This window comes from Paenarthrobacter sp. CM16 (assembly GCF_013179505.1).
In the GTDB taxonomy this organism is placed as follows: domain Bacteria; phylum Actinomycetota; class Actinomycetes; order Actinomycetales; family Micrococcaceae; genus Arthrobacter.
The window spans coordinates 1-15,048 of the sequence record NZ_JABMCX010000104.1 but is presented as its reverse complement, the minus strand read 5'-3'; the positions used below and the strand labels follow the sequence as shown (position 1 = coordinate 15,048).

The 15,048-nt window shown below is 63.2% G+C and carries 15 protein-coding genes; 7 read left to right on the top strand and 8 right to left on the bottom strand.

The window, feature by feature from the left end:
• Positions 1 to 67: 67 nt before the first annotated feature.
• Both HP499_RS11110 and HP499_RS11105 read right to left on the bottom strand, forming a co-directional pair.
• Positions 68 to 907, bottom strand: coding sequence for a siderophore-interacting protein (locus HP499_RS11110; protein WP_172324132.1), 840 nt, complete (start codon positions 905 to 907; stop codon positions 68 to 70).
• Between the two features lie 52 nt (positions 908 to 959).
• Positions 960 to 1,730, bottom strand: coding sequence for a uracil-DNA glycosylase (locus HP499_RS11105; RefSeq protein WP_172324131.1), 771 nt, complete (start codon positions 1,728 to 1,730; stop codon positions 960 to 962).
• Between the two features lie 106 nt (positions 1,731 to 1,836).
• On the opposite strand from HP499_RS11105, the gene HP499_RS11100 reads away from it, so the two are divergent.
• The 5 genes from HP499_RS11100 (at position 1,837) to HP499_RS11080 (ending at position 6,425) form a co-directional block, all read left to right on the top strand.
• Complete coding sequence (locus HP499_RS11100; RefSeq protein ID WP_375154250.1) at positions 1,837 to 2,172, top strand: DUF3263 domain-containing protein; 336 nt, start codon at positions 1,837 to 1,839, stop codon at positions 2,170 to 2,172.
• A 49-nt stretch (positions 2,173 to 2,221) separates the two neighbouring features.
• Entirely contained in the window at positions 2,222 to 2,830 is a 609-nt protein-coding gene (locus HP499_RS11095) for a LytR C-terminal domain-containing protein (protein ID WP_172324130.1), read from the top strand.
• A 172-nt stretch (positions 2,831 to 3,002) separates the two neighbouring features.
• On the top strand, positions 3,003 to 3,206 hold the full coding sequence (locus HP499_RS11090) for a cold-shock protein (protein WP_011773737.1): 204 nt from the start codon (positions 3,003 to 3,005) through the stop codon (positions 3,204 to 3,206).
• 323 nt (positions 3,207 to 3,529) lie between these two features.
• The gene (gene groL, locus HP499_RS11085; protein WP_172324129.1) at positions 3,530 to 5,155 is read left to right on the top strand and encodes a chaperonin GroEL; all 1,626 of its coding nucleotides are present in this window, start codon (positions 3,530 to 3,532) and stop codon (positions 5,153 to 5,155) included.
• 211 nt (positions 5,156 to 5,366) lie between these two features.
• Positions 5,367 to 6,425: a ribonuclease HI family protein gene (locus HP499_RS11080; RefSeq protein WP_172324128.1), complete on the top strand. Its 1,059-nt coding sequence runs from the start codon at positions 5,367 to 5,369 to the stop codon at positions 6,423 to 6,425.
• A gap of 261 nt (positions 6,426 to 6,686) precedes the next feature.
• Here the strand turns inward: HP499_RS11080 and HP499_RS11075 are convergent, their stop codons facing one another.
• The 4 genes from HP499_RS11075 to HP499_RS11060 all read right to left on the bottom strand — a co-directional run bounded on the left by HP499_RS11075 (position 6,687) and on the right by HP499_RS11060 (position 10,087).
• Positions 6,687 to 6,977 (bottom strand): WXG100 family type VII secretion target, encoded by a 291-nt coding sequence (locus tag HP499_RS11075; RefSeq protein WP_172324127.1) that lies wholly within the window; start codon positions 6,975 to 6,977, stop codon positions 6,687 to 6,689.
• 207 nt (positions 6,978 to 7,184) lie between these two features.
• Entirely contained in the window at positions 7,185 to 8,651 is a 1,467-nt protein-coding gene (locus tag HP499_RS11070) for a HAMP domain-containing sensor histidine kinase (RefSeq protein ID WP_172324126.1), read from the bottom strand.
• 2 nt (positions 8,652 to 8,653) lie between these two features.
• Positions 8,654 to 9,364, bottom strand: coding sequence for a response regulator transcription factor (locus HP499_RS11065; protein ID WP_026543233.1), 711 nt, complete (start codon positions 9,362 to 9,364; stop codon positions 8,654 to 8,656).
• An 87-nt stretch (positions 9,365 to 9,451) separates the two neighbouring features.
• Positions 9,452 to 10,087: a LysE family transporter gene (locus HP499_RS11060; RefSeq protein ID WP_172324125.1), complete on the bottom strand. Its 636-nt coding sequence runs from the start codon at positions 10,085 to 10,087 to the stop codon at positions 9,452 to 9,454.
• A 69-nt stretch (positions 10,088 to 10,156) separates the two neighbouring features.
• Here HP499_RS11060 and HP499_RS11055 point away from each other — a divergent pair, with 69 nt between their 5' ends.
• Positions 10,157 to 11,080 carry a LysR family transcriptional regulator ArgP gene (locus HP499_RS11055; protein ID WP_172324124.1) on the top strand — a complete coding sequence of 308 codons (924 nt, stop codon included), beginning with the start codon at positions 10,157 to 10,159 and terminating at the stop codon, positions 11,078 to 11,080.
• Positions 11,081 to 11,166: 86 nt separating this feature from the next.
• Positions 11,167 to 11,391 carry a hypothetical protein gene (locus HP499_RS11050; protein ID WP_172324123.1) on the top strand — a complete coding sequence of 75 codons (225 nt, stop codon included), beginning with the start codon at positions 11,167 to 11,169 and terminating at the stop codon, positions 11,389 to 11,391.
• 13 nt (positions 11,392 to 11,404) lie between these two features.
• Here the strand turns inward: HP499_RS11050 and HP499_RS11045 are convergent, their stop codons facing one another.
• Together HP499_RS11045 and HP499_RS11040 are read right to left on the bottom strand one after the other, a co-directional pair.
• Positions 11,405 to 13,063: a DNA repair helicase XPB gene (locus HP499_RS11045; RefSeq protein WP_172324122.1), complete on the bottom strand. Its 1,659-nt coding sequence runs from the start codon at positions 13,061 to 13,063 to the stop codon at positions 11,405 to 11,407.
• A gap of 13 nt (positions 13,064 to 13,076) precedes the next feature.
• On the bottom strand, positions 13,077 to 15,048 hold a 1,972-nt coding region (locus tag HP499_RS11040), incomplete at its 5' end, for a helicase-associated domain-containing protein (protein ID WP_172324121.1).

Here is a 15,048-nt window from a genome sequence, read left to right as displayed (position 1 = left end):
GTTAGGAAAATTGAAACTCAACGGAAAAGGGCGCCGCTTCAAGCGGCGCCCTTTTCCGTGGTGAAGGCTAGATCTGCCCGACCGGAAGCTTTTTTTCGGCCTGGAAGACTTCCTCCACGCGCCCTTGCGCCCAGTAGCCGGACAGTGAAACCTGGGAGCGCTCCAGGCCACGCTGTACGAAGAAAATCTCGCGCAGGCCTTTCATGTAGCCCCTCTCGCCGTGGGCGAAGACGTCCACCCGCCCGGGCAACCATTCGGTGGTGCGCAGGGCCTCGAGTAGAAGATCACTGGATCCTGCAGGCACTCCGTTGCGGTACAACCAGTGGAGCTTCACGCCGGAGGGTGCCGAAATGGGCAGGATGTCTGCCGCGCTGTCCACCTCAAGGAAGACGGTTCCGCGGGCATCGGGGGCAAGAGCCTCGACGCAGGCAGCGATGGCCGGAATCGCTGCGTCATCGCCGGCGAACAAGTACCAGTCGGCGTCGGGGGCCGGGTTGTAAGCGCCACCGGGACCTGTGAAGACCAATGAGTCGCCGGGTTTGGCCTCTGCTGCCCACGGACCTGCCAGGCCTTGGTCGCCGTGGACCACGAAGTCAATGGCCAGCTCTTGTGCTTCCAGGTCTACCCAGCGGATGGTGTAGGTCCGGGTGTGGGGCCACAGCTCCCGGGGCATGGTCTCGCGGATGGCCCAGAGGTCCAGCGGAAGCTCGTAATCGACGCCCGGCTGAGGGAAGACGATCTTGACGTAGCGGTCCACATACTCGTTGTTCGCGTAATCGCTGAACCCTGGTCCGCCTGCCACGATTCGCACCATGTGCGGCGAAAGGCGTTCGTTCCGCAGGACGGTCAGATTGACCTGCGGGCGTGTTGTGCGTGAGGCGGACGAAGTGACGGGGAGAGCAGTCATGTAGGTAAGCCTAAGCTAATTACCTCCACGTCTGCTGGGGATGAGTCGAAGGTTACAGGACCGGCAGTTCCCAGTTGACCGGTTCGGCGCCCTGTTCGAGAAGCAGTTCATTGCTGCGGCTGAAGGGCTTGGAGCCGAAGAAACCGCGTGAGGCGGAGAGGGGGCTGGGATGGGCCGACACAATCGACGGCGCTCCCTCAAGAAGCGGCACGACGCCCTCGGCGTCCTTTCCCCACAGGATCGCTACCAAGGGGCTGCGCCTCCCGGCGCTGTCCGTTCGGTTGGCGACTGCGGTGACTGCCGCCGTCGTGATGGCCTCCCAGCCCTTGCCGCGATGCGAGCCTGCATCTCCGGCGCTGACGCTAAGGACCCGATTGAGCAACAGGACGCCTTGGTCCGTCCACGCCGTGAGGTCGCCGTGGACCCGGGGCGGAAGCCCAAGGTCGTCATGGAGTTCGCGGTAGATGTTGGCCAGGCTGCGAGGGATGGGTCGCGTTTGCCGCGAAACGGCAAAGGAAAGCCCGACGGCGTGTCCCGGCGTGGGATACGGATCCTGACCAAGAATCAATACTCTGACATCGGCCAGTGGTTGCTGGAAAGCGCGGAGAAGGTTGCCGGCTGAAGGGAGGACATGGGCCCCGTTCCTGGCCTGGGCCGCCACGAAAGCCAGGGCGCTCCGAAGCTGCCCTTCCACGGGTCGCAGGGCATCGGCCCAGTCCGGGGCCATCAGTTCTTCCAGCGGCCGGTCACAGAGCCTGGCGAAACCCGCGTCATCCAGGTCCGTCGGCTCAAGGTCAAAGAGTGCTTCCTCGCCATTCACCACGCCATTGTCTCCCGCGCCGTCCCGGCCCGGCGAATGACAGCGTTGTTATTCGCCCGTAACATGGGGGTAGGACATTTTCCCCCAACACGCGTCGAAGGAGTGTGCCGTGGCAGAACCAGCACCGGAACCGATGGCGCCGCAGGCAACCGGGTTTGCCCTCGAAGACCTTGCGGCCGGGACCCGCAGTGACTCCCCGCTCAGCGAACGGGACCAGCAGATGCTGGCCTTGGAACGGCAGTGGTGGAAGTACTCGGGAGCCAAGGAACAAGCAATCCGTGAACTGTTCGATCTCTCGGCAACACACTATTACCAGATCCTGAACGCGCTGATCGACACTGAGGACGCGCTGGCCCACGATCCCATGCTCGTCAAGAGATTGCGTAGACTACGTACGTCCCGCCAGCGTGCGCGGACGGCACGTCGCTTGGGGTCCGACGCGTAAATCGCCCGGCTGATCTGTCAGCAGCAACCAGCAAGGACATCGCTTCACCATGACCAAATATGCCAAGGACGAATTCGACCAGGTCCCGCAGAACACCTCCCGGCAGGGCGTGCACCGTGACGCCCAGGAGACCGCACGCCCCACTTTGTGGCCGGTCCTGACCGTCGGGGTGGTTGCCCTGGTCCTGGGACTGGTGGCTTTCCTGGTCCTTCCGAACCTCGGCGTGGTGGCCCCCGGTGCTGCGCCCGCTGTCTCGACGCCGGCACCCCAGCAGACTGATGCGACCCCTTCGGCTGCTCCGAGCGAATCCAGCAGCGCCCCCTCTCCTTCCAGCGAGCCGACCCCGTCCGACAGTCCGTCGGCAACCCCGTCCTCCGCTCCCGTGGACAAGGCCACTCCTGTGGCGGTCTACAACGGTGCAGGCACCGCTGGTTTGGCCGGCCGTGTAGCAGGTTTGGTGGAAGCCGACGGCTGGACGCTGAGCACGGTGGGCAACTGGGGCGGCATGCCGCAGCAGACATCCGTGATCTTCTACAACGTCCCTGAGCAGAAGGCCAACGCCGAAGCCTTGGGCGCGTTGCTGGGCATTCAGACCATCCTGGAATCGCCCGAAGTCCAGCAGCCGTTGGTGGTTGTTGCAGGACCCGGCTACCAGTAGTTTTCGAGCCCCCGCTTTCGCCCGAAAGCCCCAACTCGGTTAAGCCTCAATAACAAAAGTGATGCCCTGGCCCTCCATGGGAGCGCCGGTGGAGTGACTGTGGTTACAGTGGATTGATTCCGGTACGGAGATCCCGGCAACCGGTCTTGGCTACTGCGAAAGTGTGGGCATCATGGCATTGGGAACCGTCAAATGGTTCAACGCCGAAAAGGGCTACGGATTCATCACTGTGGATGAATCGGGTGACGACGTTTTTGTGCACTGGTCCGCCATCCAAATGGACGGCTTCCGGGCCCTTGAAGAGGGTCAGCGTGTTGAGTTTGAACTGGGCGAGGGGCAGAAGGGCCCGCAAGCCGAAGGTGTGCGCGTCGCCTAGCTCTTTGCCTGGTTTCGGTTCATCTCCGTCAGCCCTCGGCTGAAAGCCCTTTGTTTATAGAGCAAAGTGGCATCTCTGCTTGCACTCTCCCCGGTCGAGTGCTAATTATTGATTTAGCACTCCTATGGTTCGACTGCTAAGTCCGGCCCGGCTAAACCCGGCGGCGGATAGGTGGCGGACCGGCGGAGGATCAAGAAACACCTTGGTGGGGTGAGGTCCGGAGCGCGGGGCATACAGAGGCCGCACGCAAAGGACCGTCCGTCGCGGGCACCCTATCTGACAGGTACCTTCTTAACGACTGTCCCGAAAGGACTACCGCCGTTATGGCCAAGATCATTGCATTTGATGAAGAGGCACGCCGCGGCCTCGAGCGGGGCCTGAACATCCTCGCAGACGCCGTCAAGGTCACCCTCGGCCCGCGTGGACGCAACGTCGTCCTCGAAAAGAAGTGGGGCGCCCCCACGATCACCAACGATGGCGTTTCCATCGCCAAGGAGATCGAGCTGGACGATCCTTACGAGAAGATCGGTGCAGAACTGGTCAAGGAAGTTGCCAAGAAGACGGATGACGTCGCTGGCGACGGTACTACCACTGCAACCGTTCTCGCCCAGGCACTGGTGAAGGAAGGCCTGCGCAACGTTGCCGCCGGCGCCGACCCGCTGTCCCTCAAGCGCGGTATCGAGAAGGCTGTTGAGGCAGTCATCAACGAACTGCTGGCTTCCGCCAAGGAAATCGAAACCAAGGAAGAGATCGCAGCCACGGCTTCCATCTCCGCCGGTGACCCGGAAATCGGCAGCCTGATCGCCGAAGCCCTGGACAAGGTGGGCAAGGAAGGCGTCATCACGGTCGAGGAATCCAACACCTTCGGCCTGGAGCTCGAACTCACCGAAGGCATGCGCTTCGACAAGGGTTACATCTCCGCTTACTTCGTTACCGACGCTGAGCGCCAGGAAACGGTCCTCGAAGACCCGTACATCCTGATCGTGAACTCCAAGATCTCCAACGTGAAGGAACTCGTCACGGTTCTGGAGAAGGTCATGCAGTCCAACAAGCCGCTGCTGATCATCGCCGAAGACATCGAGGGCGAGGCCCTGGCCACCCTGATCGTCAACAAGATCCGTGGCACCTTCAAGTCCGTTGCCGTCAAGGCTCCGGGCTTCGGTGACCGCCGCAAGGCACAGCTGGCCGACATCGCCATCCTCACCGGTGGCCAGGTCATCTCCGAAGAAGTTGGCCTCAAGCTTGAAAACGCTGGTCTGGAACTCCTCGGCACCGCCCGCAAGGTTGTTGTCACCAAGGACGAGACCACCATTGTTGAAGGTGCCGGCGACGCCGAGCAGATCGCAGGCCGTGTGGCCCAGATCCGCGCCGAGATCGAGAACTCCGATTCCGACTACGACCGCGAGAAGCTGCAGGAGCGCCTGGCCAAGCTGGCCGGCGGCGTTGCAGTCATCAAGGCCGGTGCCGCAACCGAAGTTGAGCTCAAGGAACGCAAGCACCGCATTGAGGACGCAGTCCGCAACGCCAAGGCTGCTGTTGAAGAAGGCATCGTTGCCGGTGGTGGCGTTGCCCTCATCCAGGCAGGCGCCAAGGCATTCGCCAACCTCACCCTGCAGGGTGACGAGGCAACCGGTGCCAACATCGTCAAGGTTGCCATCGACGCACCGCTGAAGCAGATTGCCTTCAACGCCGGCCTCGAGCCGGGCGTCGTAGTGGACAAGGTTCGCGGCCTGCCTTCGGGCCACGGCCTGAACGCTGCCACGGGCGTCTACGAAGACCTTCTGGCTGCCGGCGTCAACGACCCCGTAAAGGTCACCCGCTCGGCTCTCCAGAACGCTGCTTCCATCGCTGGTCTCTTCCTGACCACCGAGGCTGTAGTTGCCGACAAGCCTGAGAAGAACGCTCCGGCTCCCGGCGGCGACGACATGGGCGGCATGGGCGGCTTCTAAGCCCCTTTGCTGTAGCGATACAGCGCCCAAGCATCACGCTTTAGAGCAAACGACGGCGGCCCTCACCTTTTGGTGGGGGTCGCCGTTTTGCTGTGCACACCCAGGTAGGTAGCAGCAGATGCCGTTATGAGGGCTCACAACGGCAGCAATTGCTACCTACCTGGGTACTATCACGGATTCAGTGTCGGTGGGGTCTGGCAGGATTAACGTCATGACGATTATTGCTGCCGCCGATGGGTCCGCCCTCGGCAATCCTGGGCCGGCCGGTTGGGCCTGGTACGTTGATGACTCCTGTTGGCGCGCAGGGGGCTGGCCGCACGGCACCAACAATCAGGGTGAGCTCATGGCTGTCCTGGACCTGTTCCGCTCCACGGCACATGTGCCGGAGGAAGAACTCCTGATTCTTTGCGACAGCCAGTACGTCATCAATTGCATCAGCAAGTGGATGCCGGGATGGAAACGTAAAGGATGGCGCAAAGCCGACGGCAAGCCTGTGCTGAACGTGGACCTGCTCAAGGAGATTGACCAAGCAATAGTTGGCCGCAAATACACGTTCGAATGGGTCAAGGGGCACGCTGGCCACGACCTCAATGAGGCTGCCGATGAGCGGGCACGCGCTGCAGCAACGGCCTTCCAACAGGGCGTAGCGCACCGGAGTGGTCCGGGGTTCCCCGGCGCGTCAGGGCAGGACCGCGCGCTGGTGAACACTTCGTCCCAGGGCGGGGCACAGAACCTCGCCCAGACCATCACGTTGGAACCGGTGCAAGCAGAGATTCCTGCGCCAGCGCAAGCCAGGGTTGCCGCCACCACCCCGTCCCGGATGGAACGAAGCTCCCGCCCGCATTTTGAACCCACCCTCTTTGGGGAGTCCGGGATCTTTGGTCAGCCTGATCTTTTCAGTGAACTCGAGGACGCTTCCACCCAGGAGCTCTCCGCTGAAGAGACAGTGCTTGCCCTGGAACGGGAGCTCCTCCGACCCGATGTTCGCGCTGACATCGGCAGGATCGGAGTGCTGCTCCACCCGGACTTCGCCGAGATTGGCAGCTCGGGACGGTTCTGGACCCGGGACGCCATGATGATGGCCTTGAAGGAAGATCCCGGCGAACCCACCGACCTTGAACTGCTGAGTGCTGACCGCCTCAGCGAGAACACCATCCTGCTCACCTACCGCAGCTTCGGCCACGCAGGCTCGGCTCTGCGCAGTTCTGTGTGGATGCTGGACCGCGGCCAATGGCGGCTTCGGTTCCACCAAGGAACGCTGGAGAGCTAGAGCTAGGGCTAGAGCTAGGGCTAGGGGACCTGACAACGGGGGCTCCGGAAGTTCCGAGTCTCTGGAAGTTCAGGGCTAGGGGACCTGACAACGGGAGCTCTGGAAGTTCAGGGCTCCGGAAGTTCCGAGTCTCTGGAATTCAGGGTCTGTAAGGCCGAGTCTCCGGAAGTTCAGAGACTCCTGCCCTTTGACTCATGACCTGCAGGGCCGGCATGCACAGGGGAAGACAGCCGGCCCCGCAGGAGTTCATGGGACGGGTACTCAGTAGGCGAAGCGCTGGGTGTTGCCCTGCTCCACCTCGGAGTAACTGGCTGCCGCCGAGGACAATGCCAGGTTGATGGAGGCGAGCGAGGCCTCCACCTTGCCCTGGGTCAGTGACCATTCGAGGATCAAGGATTGGAAATTGGTGGCGGCGGATCCGCGCCATGTTGCCTCAAGTTCTTCCAAGCCCCGTCGCATGGTCTGGACATCGGAACTGATCCGATCCACGGTTCCTTTGACGTTGGCTGACTTGAGCTGAAGCAACTCGGTATCGACGGTGATGACGCTCATGGGTGGTGCCTTTCGACGAAGCTGTTCCGCAGGTTGCGGTGGGATGCGTGGGCCACATCATTGAGCCTAGGCACCGCCCCCCGGCCCCGAAACACAGCTTCGCCGCTATGTGGACAACACAGCTATGTGGAAAACCCCGCTAAGTGGACAGCCCCGCTAAGTGGACAGCCCCGCTACGGGCAAAACCTCGCTGGGTAGGCAATGCCGCTAGCTGGTCACCAGCTCGGCCGGTTCTTCACGGAATGGCAGGCTGACAATCATGGTGGCGCCGCCGCCGTCGGTCTCCGTGACCCGGACTGTACCGCCGTGCGAACCCACAATGGCAGCAACAATGGCCAGTCCCAGTCCGCTCCCGCCGGTCTCCCGGGTCCTGGAGGTATCCGCGCGGTAGAAGCGCTCGAAGATCTTGTTGGTCTCAGACTCCGGAATGCCGGGCCCGTGATCGCGGATCTCGATCACGGACACCCGACCCGCGGGCGTTTCCCGAACACCGACAGCGAGTTCCAGGGGGCTTCTCTCGGGGGTGTACCGCAGTGCATTTCCGACGAGGTTGCCGATGACCTGGCGTAGTTTGGCCTCGTCACCGTGGACCGGCGCGGCAGTGGGTGAAGCACCGTCGAGCCCCGTGAGGGTGATGTTCCGGTCTGCCGTTGATGCCTTCGTATCCACCACGGCATCGTGGGCAAGGAGTTGAAGGTCTACGGGCTTGAGCTGAAGCGGACGCTGCTCGTCCAGGCGGGCCAGCATCAACAGGTCCTCCACCATGGATCCCATACGCTTGGCTTCGCTCTCGATCCTGCCCATGGCCATCGCGACGTCGTCTTGGCTGGTCAGTGCACCTTGGCGGTAGAGCTCCGAGAAACCGCGGATGGTTACCAAGGGCGTGCGAAGCTCGTGGGAGGCGTCGGCGGCGAAGCGGCGCATGCGCCCCTCGGAAGCAGCGCGGGCCGCAAAGGAGGCCTCGATGTGCGCGAGCATGGCATTCAAGGAGCCGCCGAGTCTGCCGACTTCGGTGTGCGGGTTGTCGATTTCCACGCGGCGGGAGAGATCACCGGCGGCGATGGCAGCGGCCGTTTTTTCCACCTTGGCCAGTGGCCTGAAGGATCGGGCCACTGTCCAGGTGGCGATGAAGAAGGCAAGTACCAGGGTCAAGAGGCCAACGCCGACTACCACCAGGGCGGCATGTTCCATGACTTTGTCCACGGGCGTCAGCGGCAGTCCGATGATGACCACGCCGTTTTGTCCATCATTGGTTGCCACCCCCACGGCAACTACACGCCAGTCGGTCCCGCCTGTGCCCCTGACCTGGAAGGGGGTATTGCCGCGCTGTTTCGCCTCAGCCAGGGTGATATTGGAAATCGCGGGACGATCAGTCTGGCTGCCGCCCAATTGGTAAGGATCAAAGCCGTCGACGTACAGCGTGAGCGAGTAGTCCGTGGGCACAGCGGAGTCGTTGGGCGCCGTGGGGTTCGGACTGGACAGATTGTTGAATCCGCCCTGCTGTTGCGCCAGCGCGACCGCAGCCTTGAGTTTGTCATCCACCTGGCCTTGCAGGTAGCTCTTGACCAGCGTGAGCGTTCCCGCACCCGTGGCGGCCAGGGCCAACAGCAGCAGGCCCATGATGATGGCGACGAGCTGCGACCTCAGGGACGCCGCTTTCCAGCGTTGCAGCAAGGTCAGCGCTTCTCTGCCGTCCGCAGCACGTAGCCCACGCCGCGCTTGGTCTGGATCAGGGCGGCGGCATCGGGATCGATGTCCACTTTGCGGCGCAGGTAGGAAATGTAGGACTCCACGATCGAGGCGTCACCGTTGAAGTCATATTCCCAAACGTGGTCCAGGATCTGTGCCTTGGACAGTACTCGGTTGGGGTTGAGCATGAGGTAGCGCAGGAGCTTGAACTCGGTGGGGGACAGCTCGATGACAGTTCCGCCGCGGCGGACCTCATGGGCGTCGTCGTCGAGTTCGAGGTCGTCGACGCGGATCACGGCGTCGTCGTCCTCCAGGGGTTGGGTGCGTCGGAGAACAGCGCGGATGCGGGCCACCACCTCGTCCAGGCTGAACGGCTTGGTGACGTAGTCGTCCCCGCCCACGGTCAGGCCGGTGACTTTGTCCTCGGTGTCGTCCTTCGCAGTGAGGAACAGGACTGGGAAGTGTTTGCCGGCTGCGCGGAGGCGGCGCGTTACGGTGAAACCATCCATGTCCGGGAGCATGACGTCCAGGACGGCGAGGTCCGGAGCATGCAGATCTGCTGCGGCGAGTGCTTCGCGGCCATTGGATGCGGCGACGACCTCGAAACCTGCAAAACGCAGGGACGTGGAGAGCAGCTCGCGGATGTTGGGTTCGTCATCGACGACAAGGAGCTTGGCTTCGGGGCCGTTCTTTTTCATGACACCCATAATGCTCCCAGAAACTGGGAGTTATCTGGACGCTGCATGTGAGCCATCTGCGTGCCCTTAGCCTGCCAAATGAATCGGTCAAGCCCCCAGTACCAAGCCCGCCCCCAACGCCACCATGGTCACGGCGATGCCACCGTCCAGGAACCGCCATGACAAAGGCCGGGCAAAGAAGCCTCGAAGGAAGCGTGCGCCAAATCCAAGGGAGCAGAACCATAAGATGCTGCCAAGCATGGCCCCGGCGCCGAACCACCATTGCAGGGGAGTGCCTTGGGCGTTGGCTATGGAACCGATCAAGGCGATGTCCAGGTACACATGCGGGTTGAGCCATGTCAGGGCCAGGACGGTGGTGATGGCCGCCGCAAGGCCGCGTTTCGCCCCGCCGTCGTTGCTTGGCTCCTCGTGCGTCGTCAGCGATTGTGGACGCAGTGCGCGCCTGGCGGCCAGCAGGCCGTACGTCACCAGGAAGGCGGCGCCTACGTAGCGGAGGACGACGACGGCGGCAGGGGCTGCCGTGATCAGCGCGCCGGTGCCCAGTACCCCGGCAGCGATCAGCACGGCGTCGGACAGGGCGCAAACAGCAACAATGGGCACGAGGTGTTCGCCTCGGATTCCTTGTCGCAGCACGAAGGCGTTCTGTGCGCCGATGGCAACGATCAAGGCCAGGCCTGTGGCAAGCCCCAGACCCGCGGATTGGAGGAAGTCGGTGTAGTTCACCCTTCCGAAATTACGGTGACCTGAACGTTTAGACCAGCTAATGATTCTGATGCAGCCTAAGATCTACTTATGTCGCACTTTCCATCCGAGCAACTGCTGACCTTTGCCACCGTGCTGTCCGAAGGCACGTTGGACTCTGCGGCGCGGGTTCTGCACATCACGCCCTCGGCGGTGTCCCAGCGCTTGAAGGCCCTTGAACAGACGGCCGGCCGGGTGTTGATGCAGCGGAGTAATCCGGCCAAGGCCACAGAAGCCGGGGAAGTGGTCCTTCGCCTGGCCCGCCAAGTCGCCCAACTGGAAGCTGATGCCGGAAGAGAACTTGGGCTGGGTATTGACGGTGCACATCTCGCCGTGCCGATCGTGGTCAACGCGGACTCCCTGGCTGTGTGGTTCCTGCAGGCCCTGGCGCGGGTTCCCGGTGATCTGAACGTCACGTTCGATCTGCACAGGGATGATGAACAGCACTCCACGTCCTTACTGCGGTCGGGTACGGTCATGGCTGCGGTAACAGCCACCCCGGAGCCTGTCCAAGGCTGCCGGGTGGAGAGCCTCGGCATCATGCGGTATCGCGCTGTGGCGGCACCGGACTACGTGAAGCTGTGGTTCCCGGAGTTCCCCAAGGGACTGGACGGGGAAGCCCTCAACGCCGCTCCCACCGTGGACTTCGACCGCAAGGACACCTATCAGTGGGCCTTTGTGCAGTCGTGGCCGGGCGCGGACGGTCAGCCTGTGACAGAACGGCGCGGGCCCCGCCACTATGTTCCGGCCTCGCACGACTTTGGTGACGCGATCCGGCTTGGCTTGGGCTGGGGATTGATTCCGGAGATCCAGTGCCGGCCGGACATTGCCGAGGGGCGCCTCTTGGAGCTTGCCCCGGAGAAGCCCTTCGATGTCCCGCTCTATTGGCAGCGATGGAAGACGGCGTCCAGGGTTTTGGATGTTCTCAGTGAAACGGTCCGGGAGGTGTCAGCGCGCTACCTCACCATCCCGTGAGCGGGACCATCCCTCAAACGGGGCTAAATCCGAACACGCCCATGGATGCTTCCAATAATGTCAGTGCCCCGTTCCACACTTAAACCATGGCAAACACAGCAGCTCCAGTCAGCATCAACCAGCACCAGGACACCGCGGACATCGAGTTCCACGTGACCTACCTCGACACTGAGACGGGCCGGGTGCGGCGTGAGGACCTCCATGACCTCGCAGCCGCGGAGCGCTTCGCCAGCGCCCAGCTCCGTGATGAGCACGGCTGGGCCGTGGTGGACCACGTCACCGTCCAGCAGAGCAGCCGAATGGTTGCCTAGGACCTAACCTGCACTATTCCGGCCGCCCGGCGTCCTTGCCCACATCCTTGGCATCCATGATCCGGTAGGCGTAGCCCTGTTCGGCGAGGAACCGCTGCCGTTTGGCGGCGAAGTCCTGGTCCAGGGTGTCGCGGGCCACCAAGGAGTAGAAGCGGGCCGCCCGGCCATCCTGCTTGGGGCGCAGGAGCCGTCCCAAACGCTGGGCTTCCTCCTGGCGTGAGCCAAAAGAACCCGAGACCTGGATGGCGACCGACGCTTCCGGAAGGTCGATCGAGAAGTTGGCCACCTTGGAGACCACCAACGTCTGGATCTCGCCCTTGCGGAAGGCGTCAAAAAGTTTCTGCCGTGCTTTGACCGTGGTTTCACCCTTGATCAGGGGAGCGTCCAGGCGTTCTGCGATCTCGTCCAACTGGTCGATGTACTGGCCGATCACCAGCAACTGCTCGCCCTTGTGAACGGCAACGAGGTCTTCGACCAGCTTGGTCTTGGTTTCCGAGGTGGCGCAGAGCCTGTACTTGTCGGCGTCGTCGGCCATGGCGTAGGCCACCCGTTCGTCACGGGGCAGGTCCACCCGGACTTCCACGCAGTCGGCTGGCGCAATATAGCCCTGGGCCTCGATGTCTTTCCACGGGGCGTCGTACCGTTTTGGACCGATCAAGCTGAAGACTTCGCCTTCCCTGCCGTCTTCCCGGACCAGGGTTGCCGTGAGGCCGAGCCGTCGCCGGGCTTGGAGGTCGGCGGTCATGCGGAAGATGGGAGCAGGCAGCAGATGGACCTCGTCATAGATAATGAGTCCCCAATCGTGCCCGTCCACCAGTTCAAGGTGCGGGTAAAGCCCGCCACGCTTGGTGGTCAGGACTTGGTAGGTGGCAATCGTGACTGGCCGGACTTCCTTGACCGCACCGGAGTACTCGCCGATCTCGTCTTCTGTCAGGGATGTGCGCTTGAGGAGCTCATCCTTCCACTGCCGCGCCGAGACAGTGTTGGTGACCAGGATCAGGGTGGTGGTGGACGAGGTCGCCATCGCGGCCGCCCCCACCAGGGTTTTGCCTGCACCACAGGGAAGCACCACCACGCCGCTGCCGCCGGCCCAGAAGTTCTCAGTTGCCAGCTTCTGGTAAGGACGCAGTTCCCAGCCGCTTTCGTCCAGCATGATGAGGTGGGGTTGCCCGTCCACGTAACCGGCCAGGTCCTCCGCGGGCCACCCCAGCTTGAGCAGCAGCTGCTTCAACTGTCCACGTTGGGAGGAATGGACCACCACAGTTTCGCCGTCGATGCGCGGCCCCAGCAGGGGAGCGATCTTTTTGGCACGGATGACTTCCTCCAACACGGGGTAGTCATCAGTCCGCATCACCAGCCCGTGCTGGGCGTCCTTCTCCAGGCGCAGCCGGCCATAGCGGGACATGGTCTCTTCAATGTCGATCAGCAGGGCGTGCGGCACCGGGAAGCGGGAGTACTTCAGCAGGGTGTCCAGCACTTGCTCGGCATCCAGGCCAGCTGCCCGCGCGTTCCACAGTCCCAATGGCGTCAACCGGTAGCTGTGCATGTGCTCAGGGGCGCGTTCCAACTCCGCAAAGGCCGCAATGGCGTGCCGTGCCTCGGTGGCGAGTTCGTGGTCGACTTCCAGCAGGATGGTCTTATCACTTTGTACGATCAGCGGACCGTCGGTCACTATTGATTCCTCTTCATGAACGCAGGTCTCCTGCTGGTTCCACATCAATGATCCGGTGGATGGACAGCACCCGTTCGGTGTCTTTCGCGGGGTCGAACACCCTGACGCGTCCACCGGAGACGGATACAGGAACAACGGTTTCGGTGTTGGCATTCCCCAAGCTGTCCACCACGTTCATGGTGACGGCCTGTTTGAGCCGGATGGCCGTTTGGAGGGTCTCCAGGCCCAGCTGGGTGGATGCTTCGCCGGCTGCTTCGGACCGCACCCCGCGGTGCTGCCGCAGGACCGACAACTGAGCGTCGACGTCGTCGTCCGGCGGAGCCGTTCGCGGAGCGGTGTAGACAGGGCGGGTACTGCCCGGCACCGCCGTCGTCCGTTTGAAACGCACGACGGCGGGTTCGGCCTCCTGCACGGCAGGCGATAGTCCCAGCTCGCGCAGCACACGCGCGGTTTCACGGGGGCTGGCCGAAGAGGTCAGGACAGTCGGAGCGATACGCACCAAGCTCAAAACCGATGTACGGGCCTCGTTCAACAAATCGGTGATGGCGGTTTCGTCATCGCTTTGGATGAAGCTGGCACTGGTGCCGATCCGTAGGCGGCCATGGCGGGACGCTGTGTCCTGGACGAGGTACGCCAAAGGTTGGGGCACCTCCGTGGCCGAGTGCTCACGCAGGAACGCCAACAGCGATTCCGCGTCCTGTCCGGCGTCGAGCGCCCTGCGGATGGTGGCAGCGGAGAAACGGTAGATGGACGCCGGACCCTGGCCCTCGGCGTCGGCCATCAAGAGCAGGGTCTCGCTAAGCTCCGGCGCCAAGTAGCCCGGGGCCACCGCGGTGAGGTCGGCCTGGAGGAGGATGTGGTTCACTGCGGCGGGCAAATGCTCACCCAGGATGGTCATGGCCTGTTCGGGTTGGCCGTCTGCCATGGCGGCGCCCAGCTGGGTGAGGGCGCCGGATCCCATCAGGCCAAGGAGCGTGGCTTCCTCAAGGATGCCGCGGACCAGCGAACTGAAACGCCGGGACATTCGCGGTTGCGACCATTCAGCCCGTTGCATGACAGCCCGGGCATCCAGGACGGGTGCTTTACCATCCGGTGCCGCAGCCTCGACGGTGAGTTCATTCAGGATCTCAAGGACCCGGCGTCGGACCACGGGGGCATCGGGCCGCTGTGCTTCGGCGGACAACGCGTTGATGGTGGTACCGGCGGCGCCTTGATGGGAGGCCGAGGATGCCGGGCCGGTGAGCGGCTGGCCCACCAAGGAAGGGGCGCGCTCGCTGGCCAGCCAGGCGTTGACCAACCAAAGCCACTGTTCCTGTCGGGGCAGGTTGAGCCACTCCAGGGACGGCGGCTGCACCCAAGTGGAGCTGTCCACGTCCAAGCGGAGCAGCCCGGCCATGGCACACAACTCCAGCAGCACGGCGGTCTCATGGACCCCCATGCGGATGGACTCGGCAAGTCGCCGCAGCTCGCGAACGCCCACACCACCGCTGCGCAGGGTAGCCAGGGGTTGCTCCCGGACGGAGAACAGCAATTCACCGGTCAGGCGCAGGATCTCCGCGATGGCACCCATGGCGGCGTTGCGTCGCAGGGCGGCGCTGGTGTGGCCAAGTTCCGGCACCGGGGGCGAGAGCGTGAAGTCATCCACGATGGCGCCGCCCCGAAGCGCAAGGCCCACGCTGTGGGGAAGTTCCACGTGGCCGGCATCCAGGGGGACCAGCAAGCCGCGCGCCAACAGCCAGTCTATAGGCCCGACGTCGTGACTTTCGTGGGTGACGGAGGCCCGCCGCTGTGCCTGGGGTACTGCGCCCATGGCCCAGCTGCCGAACTTGTCGAGGAGGCCAATGGTCCGTTCCGGCGCAGTAGCCAGGATGGAACGGAGGTTCTCCGGCGTGGAGGTCCAGCGCTGGAGCGCAAGAGCAGCATCCATGGGTGTGCTGGCGGGGTGAATGCCGGCGCCGCTCTGGTGGAGCTCGGCCACCAGTTGC